Source organism: Paenibacillus sp. BIHB 4019 (assembly GCF_002741035.1).
In the GTDB taxonomy this organism is placed as follows: Bacteria; Bacillota; Bacilli; order Paenibacillales; family Paenibacillaceae; genus Pristimantibacillus.
Genome location: NZ_CP016808.1, coordinates 4591129 through 4608926, shown reverse-complemented (window position 1 = coordinate 4608926; position 17798 = coordinate 4591129). Strand labels below are relative to the sequence as shown.

The following is a 17798-nucleotide window of genomic DNA, read 5'->3' as shown; positions in this document are numbered from 1 at the left end:
GGCATGAAACGCTTGCAAAATAAAGTAGCCCTTGTCACAGGAGCAGCCGGAGGAATTGGAGCCGCTATAGCCGCTGTATTCGCAGCCGAAGGGGCCAAGGTTGTGCTGACAGACCTATCGGAAGCCGCGCTGAAAGAAACCGCTGAAGCTATTCGCGAAACGGGCGGCGATGTATACCCTCTTGCTCAGGATGTGTCGTCGGAGCAACAATGGCAGCATGTGATCCAGCAGGCAGTCCAGCGTTATGGAAAACTAAATATTTTAGTCAATAATGCAGGCATCGCTTCGCCCTTCAATGTGGAGGAGGAAACGGTGGAGCGATGGGATAAGGTTCAGTCGGTCAACTCCCGCGGCGTGTTTCTGGGCCTGAAATACGCCGTGCCTGAAATCCGCAAAGCTGGAGGCGGCTCGATCATTAATATTTCTTCGATTTTCGGCATCATTGGCGCAGGTGGAGAAGCGGCCTATCACGCCTCCAAAGGAGCCGTGCGGCTGTTGACTAAGACGACAGCGATCGATTTAGCCAAAGACTTTATCCGTGTCAACTCCATTCATCCCGGAATGATTGAAACGCCGATGACCGAGCATAAACTGGCCAATCCCGCGGGATTGGAAGCAGCGAAACAGGTTACGCCCTGGCCAAGGCTCGGCAAGCCGACTGATATCGCTTATGGCGCGCTGTATCTGGCATCGGATGAGTCCACCTTCGTCACCGGCTCCGAGCTCGTCATTGACGGCGGCTGGGTTGCCCATTAATTCGCAGAAAATTTTTTAGCTCAACACTCCAAGTTATTTTTTTGTTTTGCCGGCTTTCTCCGTTTTTTCACTTTTATCGCTTATCTTATAGAGGCCGGCAAGCACATACAAACAAACTATAACTTTTAGGAGTGATTGAACAATGAAGAAACTAATCCCGATTACACTGGGCCTTGCCCTTACCTTCTCCAGCTCTGCATTTGCTGCACAAACGATAAATTCCACAGCACCAGTCAAGACAGCTGCAGCGATTACCGCTTCCAGCCAAACCGCAATTAAAACAGCAACAAGCGGCGGCTTTACCGTCAAAACCGATCTGAACGCCATTATTACTAGCCAGCCGCTGCTCAAGCTGCTGAATGTAACGCGTGACGAACTGAATACTCAGCTGAAAGCGGGCAAAACGCTTGAAACGATTGCCAAAGCGAAAGGCGTATCAACAGACAAGGTCATCAGTTGCTTAATGCAGACGCAAACGACCCAAATCGCAGCCCATGTAAAAGCAGGCAAGCTGACGCAAGCTAAATCGACCCAAGTCGTAAATGAGTTGAAAACACAAGTTAAAAAAGCCGTTCAGCAAAAGTACGTGACGACGACTACCACTACTACGACAAAAACAACGACGACGAGCAAAACTACAGCGGATAGCAAAAGCAGCGCAGTAGACAATGAACGGCTAAACGCAGCAGCCAAGGCGCTGGGACTTACCGAAGCGCAGCTTAAAAAGCAGGCAGAAGCGGGCAAATCGATCGTCCAAGTTGCCCAATCATATGATGTCAGCGAGCAAACAATTGTGAACGCTGTGTACAAGCAGGATCAGCAATGGCTGTCCGACCAGCTGCAAGTAAAATGGGAGAAAACAGACGGCACAGCTAAAGGCGCTAATGAGGATCTGCAGCGTTTAGTCGATGACGGCTACCTTTCTAAAGCGGCGTCTTCCATCGGGGTCACGCAGCAAAGCCTGCTGAAGCAGCTTCAGGAAGGCAAGTCCTTAAATGAAGTATGCGAGGAAAATAATGCAGATACCGCTAAGCTTGCCAGCACTCTTGAAGCCCATTGCAAAGATCAAATTTCCAGCCAGATTAAAACTGCCGGCGAGCATTTTGAATAACCCCGCTTGAACCTTTCCAGCAGCATCTCACGCAAGGCCGACTCTACTCGGTCTTGCGTTTTTTCGTGCCCTTCCATTTGAACGGAAAAATCGGTAAAATGGTAGAGAATTGTTCGGCAATATGGATAGCAAGCCCATTTTACAAATAGGAAGGAATAATTAAATATGATCATTCAACCTAAAACACGCGGCTTTATTTGTACGACAGCACACCCGGAAGGCTGCGCTGAGCAAGTCCTTCGTCAAATCAAGTATGTTGAATCCAAGCCAGCTATTGCAGGTCCGCGCAATGTGCTCGTAATCGGCGCTTCAACAGGCTACGGTCTGGCATCGCGCATCGTATCCTCCTTTGCAGCTGGCGCCAATACGATTGGCGTTTATTTCGACAAAGCCGCTGAAGGCGCGCGTACCGCTTCCGCAGGCTGGTACAACTCCGCTGCTTTCGAGAAAGCCGCAGCTGAAGCTGGCCGCAAATCGTACAGCATCGTTGGAGACGCTTTCTCTGACGAGATCAAAACCCAAACGATCGACCTGATTCGCAGCGAGCTGGGCAGCATTGATCTCGTCGTGTACAGTGTAGCCTCGCCTCGCCGTACCCATCCGAAAACCGGCGAAACCTTTTCTTCGGTCATTAAGCCGATTGGCGGAACCTATACGAACAAAACGGTTAACTTCCACAGCGGCGATGTAACGGAAGCAACGATAGAGCCGGCAACCGAGGAAGAAATCAGCCAGACGATTGCCGTTATGGGCGGCGAGGACTGGCAAATGTGGATTGACCAGCTTGAGGAAGCAGGCGTACTGGCAGACGGCGCAACGACTGTTGCCTACTCCTATATCGGACCGGAAATTACGCATGCGGTTTACCGTGAAGGAACGATTGGTTATGCTAAAAATGATCTCGAAGCGACGGCGAAGCGCCTGAGCGAGCAGCTTAGCACGAAAGGCGGACGTGCCTACGTCTCCGTCAACAAAGCGCTCGTTACCCAATCCAGTTCGGCAATTCCGGTTGTACCTCTGTACATTTCCGCGCTGTATAAGGTAATGAAAGAAAACGGAACGCATGAAGGCTGTATTGAGCAAATGTACCGCCTATTCTCCGATCGCTTATACAATGCTTCTGGAGAAACACTCGTTGATGACCGGGGCCTCATCCGCGTTGACGATTGGGAAATGAGACCTGAAATTCAAGCTGAGGTTGCAAAGCTATGGTCAGAGCTGACTACAGAAAATGTGTACGAGCTGTCCGACCTTGCTGGCTACCGCAAAGAGTTTTTCCAACTGTTCGGCTTTGAAACGGACGGCATTGATTATGAAGCTGATGCCAATCCGGATGTTGCAATCCCTAACCTTCGTTAATCGCTATATCTAATAAGACAGCCTCCACGCTTGCGTTAATTGCAGGCTTGGAGGCTGTTTTTGTATTTATATACCAGCTGACAGCAAGTCGGGGGCTTATTGCCTTTAAACGAAAACCCTCGCTCAAACGGACGATAGCTTCCTAAATTGAACGAACTATGACTTGAATCTGACCTCCTTCAATGTATAATGGAATGTAGTAGTTTTTCGTAGCAAACTTAAGTTTACGCTTGCGAAATCGTTTTGCTGGGCAAAACTTAAGTTTATGCTTTCGAAGTAGTTTTGCTGCGCAAAACTTGAAGGAGGAGCACAATGCAGAAGGTAAAAATATTTTCGGGATCATCCAATCGCGCGCTTGCCGAGGAGATTTGTAGTTCACTCGGAATTCCGCTGGGCAATGTAGCGATATCCCGTCAGCAAAGCGGCGAAATTCACGTATCGTATGAAGAACCTATCCGGACATGCCACGTCTTTATTGTACAAGCGCTGTCCCATCCGGTTAATGAACATTTAGTGGAATTGATGATTATGATCGATGCGGCGAAGCGCGCTTCCGCCAAAACCATCAATCTCGTCATTCCTTATTATGGATATGCGCGCCAGGAACGCAAATCCGCTCCTCGTGAGCCGATTTCCGCCAAGCTGGTTGCTGATGTGCTGACCACGGTTGGCGCTCACCGCATCATTACCGTGGATTTGCATGCAGATCCTATTCAAGGCTTTTTCGAAATTCCGGTCGATCATCTGACGGCTCTGGATCTCATTATCAGACATTTGAAAAGCCAAAATATCGTCAATCCCGTCGTCGTTTCGCCGGATGCTGGACGAGCTTCAACGGCTGAGAAGCTGGCGAACTATTTGGATTGCCCGTTTGCGATTATGATCAAAAACCGCCCTGCCCACAACCAATCGGAAATTACCCATATTATCGGTGAAGTAGAAGGCATGACGCCGATTATTATTGAGGATCTGATCGATACAGGCAGCACCATCGTAAACGTCGTAGAAGCGCTCCACAAAAAAGGCGCCCATGACGCCTACGTTTGCGCGACGCACGGCTTGTTCTCGGCCAATGCCATAGAGAAACTGACGCATCCGAACATCCGCCAGGTTGTTGTAACGGATACGATTGCGCTAAGCGATCATTCGGACAAGTTTTTCGTTCTGCCAATGTCGCCGCTCATTGCAACCGCCATTAAGATCATTTCCGAAGGCGGCTCGCTCGATAAGCTATTCAAAATCGGCGGCTAATCTTTTATAGCAATACATGCCGCAATAGCGGCAACGCAAAAACGCATTGGAGTGCTGCCCGCAAGCAGCCTTCCGATGCGTTTTTATTATGAAGAGTAAATAAGATCAGCAAATACGTCAAAAGCATAAGCTTAGTCAACCCACTGCACAATGTCCTCTAAAGGCAGCCTTGATTTGGGGCGCTTCGGCTCAGCGAGCCGGTAACCAAAAGCGGCCATGACGGAAACTTCCAAATTCCCGCCCTCGAGCAGCCCTTCCCCGTCCAAAATCGCATGCACCTGATCCAGATTAAAGCCTTCAATCGGACAAGAATCAATGCCAATTTGCGCCGCTGCAGTCATCATATTGGCAAGCGGGATATACGTTTGCTTCGACGACCAATCCAGCAGCGTACGCTCATTATCCAGCAAATGCAAATCAGACTCCTGAAAAGCCTTATAAATAACAGGAACCTTCTGATATACTTCCTCGCGCATCCCTTTAACCTGCGTGTACATATACTTCATATATTCCGAATCATAACGCACATTGCGGCGGGCTAGAAGAACGATAAAATGGCTAGCCGTTTCCAGCTGTTTCTTCGCTCCCCAGGATACCTCAGCCAGCTTGGCGCGCAGCTCCTGGTTTTGAACAATGATAAATTTCCATGGCTCCAGCCCAATGGAACTAGGAGACAGCCTGCCCGTTTCCAAAATAAAATGAAAATCCTCATCGGATATTTTTCGCTCGGGGTCAAATTCCTTCGTCGCATGCCTGAACCACAAGGCGTCCAGGATCTGCTGTTTTTTTGCTTCGTAATCGTTCATGCTTCGCTTCCTTTCCAAACCGATAAATTAATCATAATGGAATTTTCGGCTTGGAACAAGGGGATGCCTTTATTCCGCCTGCCGGGCTCCTACCACTTGTGAACAGGCGAACAACGCCCGCCAGCATCAGCTTCCTGACCGTGGCGGGCGTTGTTGATTAGCCATTCATAGGCATTGAATCGGCAGGTTATTTTGTACTGCTCTTGCCGACTGCATATTTTGCCGTCCTTGCATCCTGAATGACACCGCTCCAGTTCAGCCCGTAGCCGAAGTCATACGCATGGCCTGCTGTGTCCACATACACATCCATATCATGCGGCGTGTCTTCAAACTGCTCTTCTACCGTCAACATGTCCCGCGGCATTTGGAAGGGCAGCAGACCAGATGGCTCGGATGCACCGATAAGCGTCTCCAGCAACGCCTGCTCCTGCAAGCCAAAATGGGCAATAATAGCATCCGCTTCCGCTTCAAATTCAGCGACTACCGCCGGGTTGCTGAGCGTAATCGAAACGATAACGGGTTTGCCCTTCATTTTCGCTTTCGTGTCCAGCACCATATCCAGATCGGATTCATTGGCAACGGTAACCGTCTTCCCTTTGTAGCTGCGATTCAGCACATCGCGAGCATCGCCTGCAAGACTCGTCTCACGTGCATGCACAGCCGTATAAGGACGGTATTGAAGGCTGACCGGCACATAGCCATTTCCGCCCGCTTCGGCGTCTGCCTTGCTGTAGCCCATCGTGCTATGCGGGCTTTCGATGCACACCAATGCGAAATCCGCCTGCTCCGGGTTGTCCGTCACGTTAAAATACTTCTGGACCGTATCCACACTAATGGGATAACCCTCGAAGGACGGTGTTGGCAGGCCGAGCCAGCTCGCCCCCTCCGGCCGGAACTTCCGGGGAATATAGACGCTCAGGCGCCTGCTTGCAGCAGGGAGCGGCAGCGTTTGCCCTTCATTTTTCAACAGCACCATCGATTTCAGCTGGGCTTCATAGCCTGCCGCCATGAAAGTCGGGGAACCGACCGTCGCAGCCGTCTGCGCCACTTCCAAATAAGGATTTTCAAAGAGGCCGAGCCGGAAAATATTTTTCAGCAGCCGCACCGCCGATTGCTCGAAACGGCTGCGCATGAACGCCTCGCCATGCTGCTGCACGCCGATCTGATAAGCTTCAATGACCGGACCCGTCTCATTGTTGCCGCCAAATTGGTCTACGCCAGCCATGAGCAGCTTGTAATGGCGCTGCGCTACGCTGTAGCCTTCCTCCACACCCCAGCAGCGGCCGCCGCTCATCAGCCTTGTAATGTCATCGCCTTCATCCGCAGTAATGCCCCAGTCCGTGCAGACGACGCCATCGTAGCCGTACCGCTCGCGCAGCAAATCGTTTATGAGGTAGCTGTTGTAGGAGTTGCCGACATTTTCGCCATTAATCGGGTCTTGTCCTTGCGAAATCGTATAATAAGGCATCACGGCCGAAGCTTTGCCGGTCTTGCCATCCAGCTTGAACGCGCCTTCCGTAAAGGGACGCAAATGCTGCTCAAACTGCTCTCCCGGATAAACGGCATATTTGCCATAGCCAAAATGCGCATCGCGGCCGCCTTCGCCCGAGCCGCCGCCCGGCCAATGCTTCACCATCGCATTAACGCTGTCATACCCCCAGCCTTCAGCAATTTCTTGCTCGCCCTCCGACGTCTGGAAGCCGTCAATATAAGCACGGCCCATATCGGTGGACAGCTGGGGATCTTCACCGAAAGTCATGCCAAATCGGAACCAGCGCGGATCGGTGCCAATATCGACCTGTGGCGACAACGCCGTGCCAATGCCAAGTGCCCGATACTCCTTCGCTGCAACCTCCCCGAATTTTTTTGCTTCCTCCGGATCAAACGTAGCGGCAAGCCCCATCGTCTCTGGCCACATCGAGATGCTGCCGCCAGCTCCGGCATTAAATTCCTTCGTCGAATCCGTCGCATGCCGCGGATCCGAGCTCGTATTTACCGGAATGCCCAGTCCTAAGCCTTCAACGTACGCCTGCATCGTATTGTTCCACTGCGCCGCCGTTTCCGGGCTTTCCACCATCGTCAGCAGCACATGGCGCAAATGATCCTGCTCCAGAAAAGCAAGCTGCTGGTCCGTCAGCGCATGCGAGTCCGCGCCGCTGTCCGCGTAGGCTTTGCCCCCATAGGTGCCGGGGTGCCAGCCCAGGCTAGCCGGAACAGCCTGATGGCTGCTGTAGAGCATAAGCCCGGCGATTTGCTCGACGCTCATTTTCGAAGCGAGATCTTCGGCCCGCTCCTGCGGACTAAGGCGCCAATCCTCATATTTATCCAGCTTGCCATCCTTATTCAAATCTTTAAAATAAAAACCGTCCTGCTCCAAAATACGGACGCCGGACAAGGTGGAATAGCCGAGCTTCGGCCCCTTTTTATTATGAATATATTGAATAGTCGTAGCCTGATCACGCTTGTCTGCCAAACCGATCCCATCCCTTCGCTTGCCTGTAGATGTCTTGCTCACCTTCTAAGTATAGCGAATTTCGCCCTGCCCCGGCTAATCGTATTCCGACTTTTTAGTTGTGATATTAAGACTATTATCAAGGTGAAACGGCTGTCGCCATCCACTTGCAGCGCAGTGCGTTCAATCCGAGAAATATAGAGAACGACTAGCGTTACAATATCCTTTCCTATATTTAAAGGTGAACCTAATAGATGCTTATATTTTGAAAAAATGGCCGCAGAGCACATTCGCGCTCCGCAGCCATTAGATGATCAGACGGTGACTTCCATTCCATCACCGTTCTATTAACCCAGCCCACTGCCTTATTCGTTTATTTCTCGAACAGGCTCTGCGCATCGTCAAGCGCCATGCTGTGGCCTAGCGACGAATAATCGAGCCACTTTTGCCCGTCAAGCACATAGACATGGTTGTTCTTTACAGCTTTTAGATTGAGCCAAACTGGATTTTGCTCCAGCTGCTCGAAATTCGCTTTCGCCTCATTGCCTTTACTGATGATGACGAAAATCGCATCTGCGTCAAAATCAGGCAGCACCTCCTGCGAAATGACGGCATAAGGCTCATCCGTAATTTTTTCAACGCCCGTTGCTGGAATCAGCCCCAAATCCTCGAACATAATCGGTCCTACCGGACGTTTCATGCCCATGACGCGAAGCTCCTTCGCTGTTGTGCGAATCGCCATCACCTTGGCATCAGCACCAAGCTTGCTGTTAATAAGCGCCTTCACGCTATCCGCTTTCGCTTCATAATCTTTAATAAATTGCTCCGCTTCCGCCTGCTTGTCGACATGCTCGGCAATCCGCTTTAAATGATCTCTCCAAGTGCCATTATCCATATCGATGGAAATCGTCGGGGCAATTTTCTCGAATTTAGCGAGGTCTGCGCCGGAGTACACTTCATCGATGTAGATAACATCAGGCTTCAGCGCCAGCACAGCTTCCATATCCGGATCTGTAACAACGCCAAGCTTCGCTGTGCCTTCCAGACGATCCGCCACATGCGGCAGGAAGTCCTTCACGTCGCCGCCGACAACCGAGCCAGCTGGTTTAATTCCTAGAGCAAGCAGATTGTTCGTAATATGAATTGACATGGAGGCAATTTTCACATCAGGTCCATGCGGCTCCACTTGTTCAGCGCTCGGTGAAGCACTCGCTTCTGAAGCAGCTTCGGCCCCTTGGCCTGCATTGCTCCCATTCGTGCTTTGTGGCGAGGCAGCCTGTCCACAAGCCGCCAGCAATGCAATGACAATTATGCTGATTAGCGTCAGCAGCGCTTTAGAAGAAAACCGTGATTTTTTCATAACTCGTTAAGTCCCCCGTATTCATCGTCTGAACATCCGTTCAGCGTCTACTGTTAGTGATTGCAAAATTTTTCCAACGTTATCCTGTCTAATTCAAACTTTCTTCCTGAACAGCATGTACAGAAAATACGGCCCGCCAATAAGGGCAACGATGACACCGGCTGGTATCGCATTTGGCTGAAAAATAGACCGTCCAATCGTATCCGCAGCCACGAGTATTACAAGCCCGATGCTAGCCGCCGCCGGCAAAAAATAGCGATGCTGCGGACCTGCTAGCCTGCGTGCCAAATGAGGAGCTACGAGACCGATAAAGCCAATGCCGCCGGTCATGGAGACGCTGGCGCAGGACAAAGCTACGGCAAGAATAATCATAAGCAGCCGATTTCGCGTAACGCTGCTGCCTACGCCTGAAGCGATTTCATCGCCAAAGCTGAACAAATCCAGCGTCTTCGATTTTAAGTAAATGATCGGCACCAAAATAACAATCCACGGCAGCAGCGCCCAGACGTTGATCCAATCTCTGCCCCACACGCTTCCCGCGAGCCAACGAGCAGCGAAAGCATACGTATCCGGGTCAAGCTTAAGAGAGAGGAACAGCGTAATCGCACTTACGCCTGCTTCTATCGCAATCCCTACAAGAATGAGCCGAATCGGCATAATTCCCCGCTGCCTGTCATACGCCAGCAAAATAATAATGATGGCGATCACGCTGCCTCCGGCAAAAGTAAACATCGGAATGAGCATCGCAAGCGAGCCCTCCATCGTCCGAAAGAAGGAGACAAATACGATTAGCCCGAAGGCTGCTCCAGCATGCAGGCCCAAAATGCCCGGATCAGCCAGCGCATTGCGCGATACGCCCTGCAGCACCGCTCCGGCTACGCCAAGCCCGATGCCGCCAAGCATCGTGACAAGGATGCGCGGCAGCCGGTAGTCGAACAAAATCATCTGCTCCTCCGTCGTTCCCCCGCCCATAAGCGTCTGCCAAACCGCAAGCGGCGATAAGCGGATCGTCCCTGTGTTTAAGCCAATTATAATGACCACAATAGCCAAAATAAACATGACGGCGCTTACTGTAATCGCTCTGCGAGCCCGGTATGCCGATTGATTCATGACTACAGCTCCCTCCTCTCTTTACGTGCTAAATAGAGGAAAAAAGGAACGCCGACCATAGCGACCATGGCGCCAATGGCAAATTCCCGCGGCGGATTGACCATACGCGATGCATAATCAGCCCAGACGAGCAGGCTTCCGCCAAGCAGCGCCGAAAACGGCAGCACAAACCGGTAATCGACGCCTACGATTCGGCGGGCAATATGCGGGATAACAAGCCCGACAAAGGCGATAGAGCCGGCAGCCGACACCGAAGCTCCTGCCAATACTACAGCAATGAGCAGGCCGAGTATGCGGATGCGGGCCGTTTTGATGCCCAGACCCGTCGCCGCTTCTTCACCAAGAGAGAGAAACGTAATGGGGCGTCCGAGCAGCATCGCACCTGCCAGGCCAGCTAGTATAACGGGGGCCAGCAGCTTCAAATGCATCCACTTAATTCCCGCTACACCGCCTGCATACCAGAATGCCAAATCCTGGCTGAGGTCAAAATAAATCGCAATGCCAGTACTGAGCGAATGCAAAATAGCAGCAACAACAGCGCCAGCAATCGTCAGCCGCAGCGATGTAAGCCCGCCCGGAGCCGCCGAGCCCAGCAGCATGATGAACAAGGTGCTTAAAGCAGCGCCGACGAAGGATAGCAGCATTAATTGCGAATAGGATAACGCTGGAAGCAGCGCAAAGCAAAGCGCTACAACGAAAGCCGCCCCGGCATTAACGCCCAGCAAGCCCGTATCCGCCATTGGATTGCGGGTTACCCCTTGCATAATGGCTCCGGCTACAGCAAAGGCCATGCCCGTAAGTGCTGCGCCCAATACGCGCGGCAGTCTCAGCTCATGTATAATTTGATGCGGCGTCAAGCTGGCATTATAATCGAAAACAGCCGTCCAAACCGCATGCAAATCTATTTCCTTCGCGCCGCCCGACACCGCTATAAACAGCGAGAACACAAGCCATGCGCAGCCTGCAATAAGCGATAAACTAATCGTATATCCTTTGTTCCATTTCATACGCTTTTACCCGTAAAGCCTCCCCGAATACCAATATTGATAATCATTATCATCTTCTTCATTATAACGATTCCCGCTTTCCCGTACATGACATAATTCAAGATTGCCATATGGATTATTCTCAGGTTTACAGCGATAATCTATTCGGTGATAGCAGCAACTGCCTCGCTTCCTCCAACTGCAAATCTATGCCATAAGGGGCGTAGACGATCCATTTTGTTTTATCAAGGAAATAGACACGATCATTTTTCACGGCTGGAAAGCTTCTCCACACCGCATTCGTTTTCAGCAATTCTACGAGAAGCTTATGCTCCGCCTCGTCTGCGAAAGCGAGAAACAAATAATCGGCTTCATAACCGGCCAGCTCCTCAGGCTGTATCGAAACCCAGTTGAAGCCCGTTCCCGGCGCATGCTGCGCGAGCTGCTCACGAATTTTAGCAGGCGGTAAAAGCTGCAGCGAGCGATAAAGCACATGCCCAATGTTGCGGGTGCCATAAATGCGCAGCTCCTCCTGGCGTGCGGCGCAAATCGTCGCTGTCGTGCCTATGGTAAAAGAGCGCAGCAAGCTTCTGCGGATCTGCTCCGCCTTGCGTTCATGGCGATCCAGCCATTTTCTCGCAGCCTCCTGCTTGCCCGTCAGTTCGGCCAGCTCATTCATATGGCTGTATATATCCATCGTTGTCCAAGGTATGCCTACAATTGGCGCGACGTCATTCACATGCTTGAGCGCCTTCGCCAGCACATTATCTTTGCAAATAAACAAATCCGGCTGCGCTTCAAGAAAGATTTGGCGCCCGATTTCCCAAGGATCGACCGCATGCTTTGGCAATTCCAGCTCCCTGGTCACAATCGGCAAATGCCTATGAACCTGAGCCGCGCAAATGTCCAATCCCAGCGTAAATAGATGATCCGTATAGGCATAGGAAAGCGAGCTTATTTTTAACTCCCGATTCCGCGTGTAAACCGTCGGCGCATAACCGCTCGTTGCCTTAAAGCGGCGGCTGAAATAAAATTCGTCCCCATAGCCGACATCCCCGGCAATATCATGAATCGGCTTATCCGTCAGCAGCAGCAGCTCCTTCGCCTTGTTCATCCGCAGATCGGTTAGAAACGCGACCGGCGTCTTATTCATCACTTTTTTGAACACCTGTGAATAATAGGACGGGTGCAGCTGGGCAATTTCAGCAAGCTTATCCACTCGAATGTCTTCGCGAAAATGGGTCTGCATATAGCCCAGCGTAAGCCCCAGCCGCTCTTCCAAATCATTCGCCGCAGCGGGAGCCGCATGTGCAATAAAGCTGTCTAGCATTTCGTGCAAATAATGCTGCTCCAGAAACCGGCTGCCCTCCCGCTTACCGCTCTGTTCAGCCGTCAGCAAATAAAGCAGCCGCTTGAAGCGGCTTCCTTTGAGCTTAATAAGCCCTTCTACCGGGAACTCCAGCTCTCGCTCATATGCTCGCTGATCCGCCCCCCGCTCCTTCATGCGGAATAAATCAAAAATCACCCAGCACAGCTCTACTGGAGCAGCTGTACGGAGCGATAGCTCAATTACCGTATTTGGTGAAAAAATATAATAACCATCGCGGGCAAGCTTCTCGCGTTCCCCGTTTATGATGAGCTCTCCTTTGCCTTTCGCCGCATACAGCAGCGTATGGCTTAGCAGCGGCTGACTGCCATCGGCCCAGCTTGGCGGGGATGAGGCTTGCCTGGCTTGTTTAATTTCCAATAAAATATCAGTCAAAAATGTCGTCATTTCCCGGATTCTCCCTCATTTGCCGCAGCAGGTCAAGCACAGCTTGGATCGTTTAGCGCTGGGCCTAGTCCGAATTTACGGTATGCTGCTATTCATTATATAGAAAAAAAGTGCCGCTGGCATCCATCTCTCTAGCGCCCGCCCTTTCTCGCCTGCATACAAATTGCCTCTGCTGGAAAAAATAACTGAACCTAAGCGAAATAACAGGGAGGATGTCTGCCGCTATGCCTGATAACGATACCGAGCAAAACAAACCGCATAGCGATTGCATCAGCAACGATTTACAGGAAAACATGGAGAAAGTCCAGCAGCTTTTTTCCGATACTCCCGATATGGTTATCCGCCACCTGACTATTAAACAATCAGACAAGCAGGCTTTGCTCATCTATATCGATGGGTTGAATGACAAAGCGGCCATTAATGACGATGTACTGCGCCCCCTTCAGCAGGAAATGACCGTGGGCATCCAGGAAATTGCTGTCACGATTGGCCATTTGGAGCATTTGTACGATTGGGAGCATGTGGAGCTGGCGCTTTTTCAAGGAAACAGCCTTTTGTTTATAAATGGCAGTGAGCACGCCTATTCCCTGGATACGAAGGGGTGGCCGCAGCGCAACATTGAAGATCCCCAGCTTGAATCGTCGCTGAAAGGCGCGCATCAGGGCTTTCTGGAAACAGGAGATTTGAACATCGCCCTTATTCGCCGTTATATCCCCCACCGGGGACTTAAAATTAAGCGGCTCACGGTCGGCCAGCGAGGAAAAACAACCGTTTCCATTTTGTACATTGAAGATATTGCAAACGAGAAGTATATTTCTAAGCTGGAGCAACGGATTCAGCAAATAAATGTCGATGCCGTCATTAATACGGGTGAGCTGTGCGAGTTTATTGAGGACAACCCGTTCTCGCTGTTCCCGCAGCTGATTACAACTGAGCGACCGGACACAGCAGCATCCCAATTGCTGCAAGGACGCTGCGCCGTTGTCGTCGACCGTTCTCCGAACGTGCTGATTGCACCTGTCACTTTCATGTCCTTTTTTCAAAATATCGACGATTACAGCTCGCGCTGGACGATAGCAACGTTTCTTCGCCTGCTGCGCATGTTCGCTTTTTTTATGGCAGCGTTTCTCCCAGCCTTCTATATTTCCGTCGTATCCTATCACTTTGAGATCATTCCGCTCAAGCTGCTGCTAACGCTGGGCGAATCAAGGGGACAGGTTCCTTTCCCCCCGTTCGTTGAAGCGATTCTCATGGAAATTACGCTGGAGCTGCTGCGGGAGGCTGGTATCCGTCTGCCTGCGCCCGTCGGACAAACCGTAGGCATCGTCGGTGGTATCGTTATTGGACAAGCGGTCGTTCAAGCCGGGCTCATAAGCAACGTTATGGTTATTGTCGTCGCCTTTACAGCGATTTCGTCCTTCATTCTGCCTAACTATGACATGGTAGCGGCGGTGAGGCTGATCCGCTTTATTTTAATGATTTTGGCATCGATGTTCGGATTTGTTGGCCTAGTTATTGGCTTTATGACGTTAATTGGCCATATTCTTGCGCTAAAATCACTCGGCACCGCCTATGGCAGCCCTATTGGTCCTGTCCGGCTGGCGGATTTGAAGGATACGATTATCCGTGTTCCCCTGTGGCTTATGGATAAGCGTCCGCTCAGCTCGGCTCCCAAGCAGTCAAAAAGACAACGTCAAAGTCGGATACAGGAGGATACGGAATGAAAAGCTACGTTGGAAAGCAAATTACGCTTTTCCAGTTCATTGCCATCATTTCCGGCAGTCAAGTAAGCGTAGCGGTGCTTAGCCTGCCCAGGCGATTGGCTGAATCGGCAGGTACCGATGGCTGGATTGCTATTATCATTGGTTGGGCGGTGAGTCTGATCGCTGGCCTTTCCATTGTGGCCGTCATGAAATATTATCCTGATGGCACCTTATTTGATCTATTGTCGGAGTATATGGGGCGCTGGGCGGGAGTATTGGCCGCTTTGCTGTTTGTGCTCTATTTTTTTTACCTGATGTATGATGGGCTTGTACGCACCATTCTCGTTACGAAAACATGGCTGCTGCCGAATACGCAGTCGTCCACGCTTATGCTGCTGATGCTTATTCCAGCCTATTCCATCGTTAGGCATGGCATCCGCATCGTGGCGAGATATGCTGAGCTTGTTATTTGGATATCGCTTTGGATTCCCTTTGTATACTTGTTCACGCTGAGACACGCCCATTGGCTGTATTTGCTTCCAATCTTCAAGGAAGGCTGGATGCCCGTACTATCTGCCGTAGAGTCAACAATATATCCGATGCTGGGCATGGCCGAAATTTTCGTGCTTTATCCCTATCTGAAATATAAGCAATATGCCGCAAAAGGCATTATAATCGCCAACTCTTTTACATCGCTGCTGTATTTGTTCGTTACGATTATTTGCTACGTTTATTTCAGTCCGGAGGAAAGCCGGCTTTACAATGATCCTGTTATTAGCGTGCTGAAGTCTATTGAGTTCAAATTTATAGAACGCATTGAAGTTACATTCATTGCCTACTATTTGTTCATCTTCTCGCTCATTTGGATACCTACGATGTATTTGATAACCTACTGCATCTCCTGGATAATCAAGCAGGAAAGCAGCGCGATCCCCCTTCGCATGCTCATCATTTTGCTTGTCGTCGGGACCTATTTTTATTTTCCCACCTACAATGTCAGTACCTACCTAGCCAGCCAATTGACGTGGGTAGGACTTGCAATGGAGTATATTTTCCCGATTTGCCTGCTTTGCTTTTTATGGCTAAGCAAGCTTTGGAGAAAAGAAAGGAGCAGCCCATGAGCCGTATCATCACCAGGCTGGCCATCGTTACTGTAATGTCGCTCCTGCTTGCCAGCTGCGGGGATCAGCTTAATTTGGAAAATGCCACTACGCCGCTCGTGCTCGGAATGGATCTGGACAAAAATAATAAATTCCATTTTTATTTGACCGCCCCTGTGTTCAGTAAAAATATTAAAAAGAAAAGCAGCGAAATGACAGGTGTCGCCAAAACGCTGCGGCAGTCAAGATCCGAGCAGGACGCCCAAACTGCGGGCTCCACGCAAGGCCGCAATTACCAAATTATTCTTATAGGCAAACGAATGCTGGAGCATGAGGGCTGGTTTCAAATGCTGGACGTCGTCTACCGGGACGCTCGAAACACGATTACGGACCGAGTCGTTGTTGTAGATGGCTCCGTACCAGAGATGTTGTATTTGAATCTGCCTGATCAGCCGATGCTGCCTATTTTGCTCCGCGGCATGGTAGACTCCACCAGCTCTCATTCGGAAACGGTCAGTACGACAGCACATGAGCTTCACCGGCAGTTTTTGGATAAAGGGGTAACCCCCTATGCATCCCAGGTCAAAATCATCGGCGGCAAAGTACGCATACAGGGAACAGCCCTCATGTCGCAAGAAGGCATATACAAGGGGCTGCTTGATGCTCAGGAAACGGTGCTGCTGCGTATTTTGCAAAAAAATGCATTGCCGGGCTTCAGTCTTTCCTACCAGCTGCCGGAAGAGCCTAAAAAAACGCCGTTTGCCACAAATACGGTCAGTTTCTCAGCGGGGAAGGTCAAAACCAAAATTAAAACCGGCTTTAAAAACAATCGCTTTAAATATGATATAAAAATAAGCATGGTTGTAGGCCTATCCGAGCATCTGTTTCCCTTCGATGTGTATCATGACAGCAAGCAGCTGGAGGATATGATTTCCCAGCAGGTAACCGCCCATTTCAATGCGCTTATCGCCAAGTTTCAAAAGCTCAAAATCGATCCCATCGGGCTAGGCGTATATGCGAGAGCGTACGAATATCAAGCGTACAAAAAAGCAGAGGATGAATGGTCAGAAGTACTGTCGCAGGCCGATATTACCGTGAAAGCCAAAGTCAAAATCGCTGCAATGGGACCTATAAAATAAGACAAGCAGGCTGTCCTTGAAGGATGGCCTGCTTGTCTTGTTTATTAGCGGTAAAAAAAGCTTTATTCATATGCTGGCTTATGTCTGTTTAATGATGTCGAGCTTGTCGCCCGGTGCCATTACTTTGCCATTAAGGCCGCGCGCTTCCAGCTCCTGCACGAAGTTTTCGGCATCCTGCCTGATTGGCTCAAAGGTATTATAGTGAACAGGAATAACGAGCTTAGCCCGGTACCATTCCGCTGCCTGAAGCGCTTCCTGCGGTCCCATTGTAAACTGGTCGCCGATAGGGATAAAGGCAACATCTATTACCTCTTGATCGCCGATAAGCTTCATATCGCTGAATAATGCGGTGTCGCCGGCATGCAGAATCGTCAGCCCTTCGGAGCGAAGAACATACCCCGATGCAAGACCGCCATATGTAATCGTCTGCTTTTCTTCGTCAATAATGCCTGAAGTATGAATAGCTGGTACCATCTTGGCCTGCGCAAAGCCTAAATCGACGGTGCCTCCGATATTCATCGGTATCGTCTGTACACCTTTCCACGACATATAAGCCGCTAGTTCAAAATTAGCTACAACAGGAGCATCATTTGCTTTAGCTATTGGCGCCGCATCCAAAATATGATCTTGATGAGCGTGTGTCAGAAGGACCGCATTCACTTTAATCTCCTCGGGTTTCGTAACCGCCTGCCCATTTCCACTTATGAACGGATCAATAATCAGCGACTTGTCCCCTGATATGAGCTGCACAGCTGAATGTCCATGATAAATAATTTGCATCGCTTCCTGCACTCCCTTAACGATAAGTTTGCTTGAAGTCTTCGTTTCCATATTACGCTCCTGCCTGCCGAGTTGCAACCTGTCACGCTGAGCGCAGCCTTGAATACGCGC

At 50.4% G+C, this 17798-nt stretch carries 14 protein-coding genes; 7 read left to right on the top strand and 7 right to left on the bottom strand.

Going from position 1 to position 17798, the window contains the following annotated elements:
- The first annotated feature begins 3 nt into the window (after positions 1 to 3).
- From BBD42_RS19955 to BBD42_RS19940, 4 genes are all read left to right on the top strand, one after another.
- Positions 4 to 756: a glucose 1-dehydrogenase gene (locus BBD42_RS19955; RefSeq protein ID WP_099519598.1), complete on the top strand. Its 753-nt coding sequence runs from the start codon at positions 4 to 6 to the stop codon at positions 754 to 756.
- Between the two features lie 142 nt (positions 757 to 898).
- Positions 899 to 1867, top strand: coding sequence for a hypothetical protein (locus BBD42_RS19950; protein ID WP_099519597.1), 969 nt, complete (start codon positions 899 to 901; stop codon positions 1865 to 1867).
- Between the two features lie 165 nt (positions 1868 to 2032).
- On the top strand, positions 2033 to 3226 hold the full coding sequence (fabV, locus tag BBD42_RS19945) for an enoyl-ACP reductase FabV (protein ID WP_099519596.1): 1194 nt from the start codon (positions 2033 to 2035) through the stop codon (positions 3224 to 3226).
- 312 nt (positions 3227 to 3538) lie between these two features.
- Entirely contained in the window at positions 3539 to 4477 is a 939-nt protein-coding gene (locus BBD42_RS19940) for a ribose-phosphate diphosphokinase (RefSeq protein ID WP_099519595.1), read from the top strand.
- A 131-nt stretch (positions 4478 to 4608) separates the two neighbouring features.
- Here BBD42_RS19940 and BBD42_RS19935 read toward each other — a convergent pair whose 3' ends face one another.
- The 6 genes from BBD42_RS19935 to BBD42_RS19910 form a co-directional block, all read right to left on the bottom strand.
- Positions 4609 to 5283: an NAD(P)H-dependent oxidoreductase gene (locus BBD42_RS19935; RefSeq protein WP_099519594.1), complete on the bottom strand. Its 675-nt coding sequence runs from the start codon at positions 5281 to 5283 to the stop codon at positions 4609 to 4611.
- A gap of 187 nt (positions 5284 to 5470) precedes the next feature.
- Positions 5471 to 7762 carry a glycoside hydrolase family 3 N-terminal domain-containing protein gene (locus BBD42_RS19930; RefSeq protein ID WP_172455724.1) on the bottom strand — a complete coding sequence of 764 codons (2292 nt, stop codon included), beginning with the start codon at positions 7760 to 7762 and terminating at the stop codon, positions 5471 to 5473.
- A gap of 346 nt (positions 7763 to 8108) precedes the next feature.
- Entirely contained in the window at positions 8109 to 9095 is a 987-nt protein-coding gene (locus BBD42_RS19925) for an iron-hydroxamate ABC transporter substrate-binding protein (protein WP_099519592.1), read from the bottom strand.
- A gap of 93 nt (positions 9096 to 9188) precedes the next feature.
- Entirely contained in the window at positions 9189 to 10205 is a 1017-nt protein-coding gene (locus tag BBD42_RS19920; RefSeq protein WP_099519591.1) for a FecCD family ABC transporter permease, read from the bottom strand.
- 2 nt (positions 10206 to 10207) lie between these two features.
- Positions 10208 to 11212: a FecCD family ABC transporter permease gene (locus BBD42_RS19915; protein ID WP_099519590.1), complete on the bottom strand. Its 1005-nt coding sequence runs from the start codon at positions 11210 to 11212 to the stop codon at positions 10208 to 10210.
- Positions 11213 to 11339: 127 nt separating this feature from the next.
- On the bottom strand, positions 11340 to 12965 hold the full coding sequence (locus tag BBD42_RS19910) for a helix-turn-helix domain-containing protein (RefSeq protein ID WP_099519589.1): 1626 nt from the start codon (positions 12963 to 12965) through the stop codon (positions 11340 to 11342).
- 224 nt (positions 12966 to 13189) lie between these two features.
- Here BBD42_RS19910 and BBD42_RS19905 point away from each other — a divergent pair, with 224 nt between their 5' ends.
- From BBD42_RS19905 to BBD42_RS19895, 3 genes are read left to right on the top strand one after another with little or no spacing between them, the layout of a single operon-like run.
- Positions 13190 to 14689: a spore germination protein gene (locus BBD42_RS19905; RefSeq protein WP_099519588.1), complete on the top strand. Its 1500-nt coding sequence runs from the start codon at positions 13190 to 13192 to the stop codon at positions 14687 to 14689.
- Positions 14686 to 15789, top strand: coding sequence for a GerAB/ArcD/ProY family transporter (locus BBD42_RS19900; protein ID WP_099519587.1), 1104 nt, complete (start codon positions 14686 to 14688; stop codon positions 15787 to 15789). The genes BBD42_RS19905 and BBD42_RS19900 overlap by 4 nt, the downstream gene beginning before the upstream one ends.
- Positions 15786 to 16907, top strand: a complete 1122-nt coding sequence (locus tag BBD42_RS19895; RefSeq protein ID WP_172455564.1) for a Ger(x)C family spore germination protein — start codon at positions 15786 to 15788, stop codon at positions 16905 to 16907. Before BBD42_RS19900 ends, BBD42_RS19895 begins: the two co-directional genes overlap by 4 nt.
- A 78-nt stretch (positions 16908 to 16985) precedes the next feature.
- On the opposite strand, the gene BBD42_RS19890 is transcribed toward BBD42_RS19895, so the two are convergent.
- Positions 16986 to 17687, bottom strand: coding sequence for a metal-dependent hydrolase (locus BBD42_RS19890; protein ID WP_099521704.1), 702 nt, complete (start codon positions 17685 to 17687; stop codon positions 16986 to 16988).
- Between the last annotated feature and the right edge of the window lie 111 nt (positions 17688 to 17798).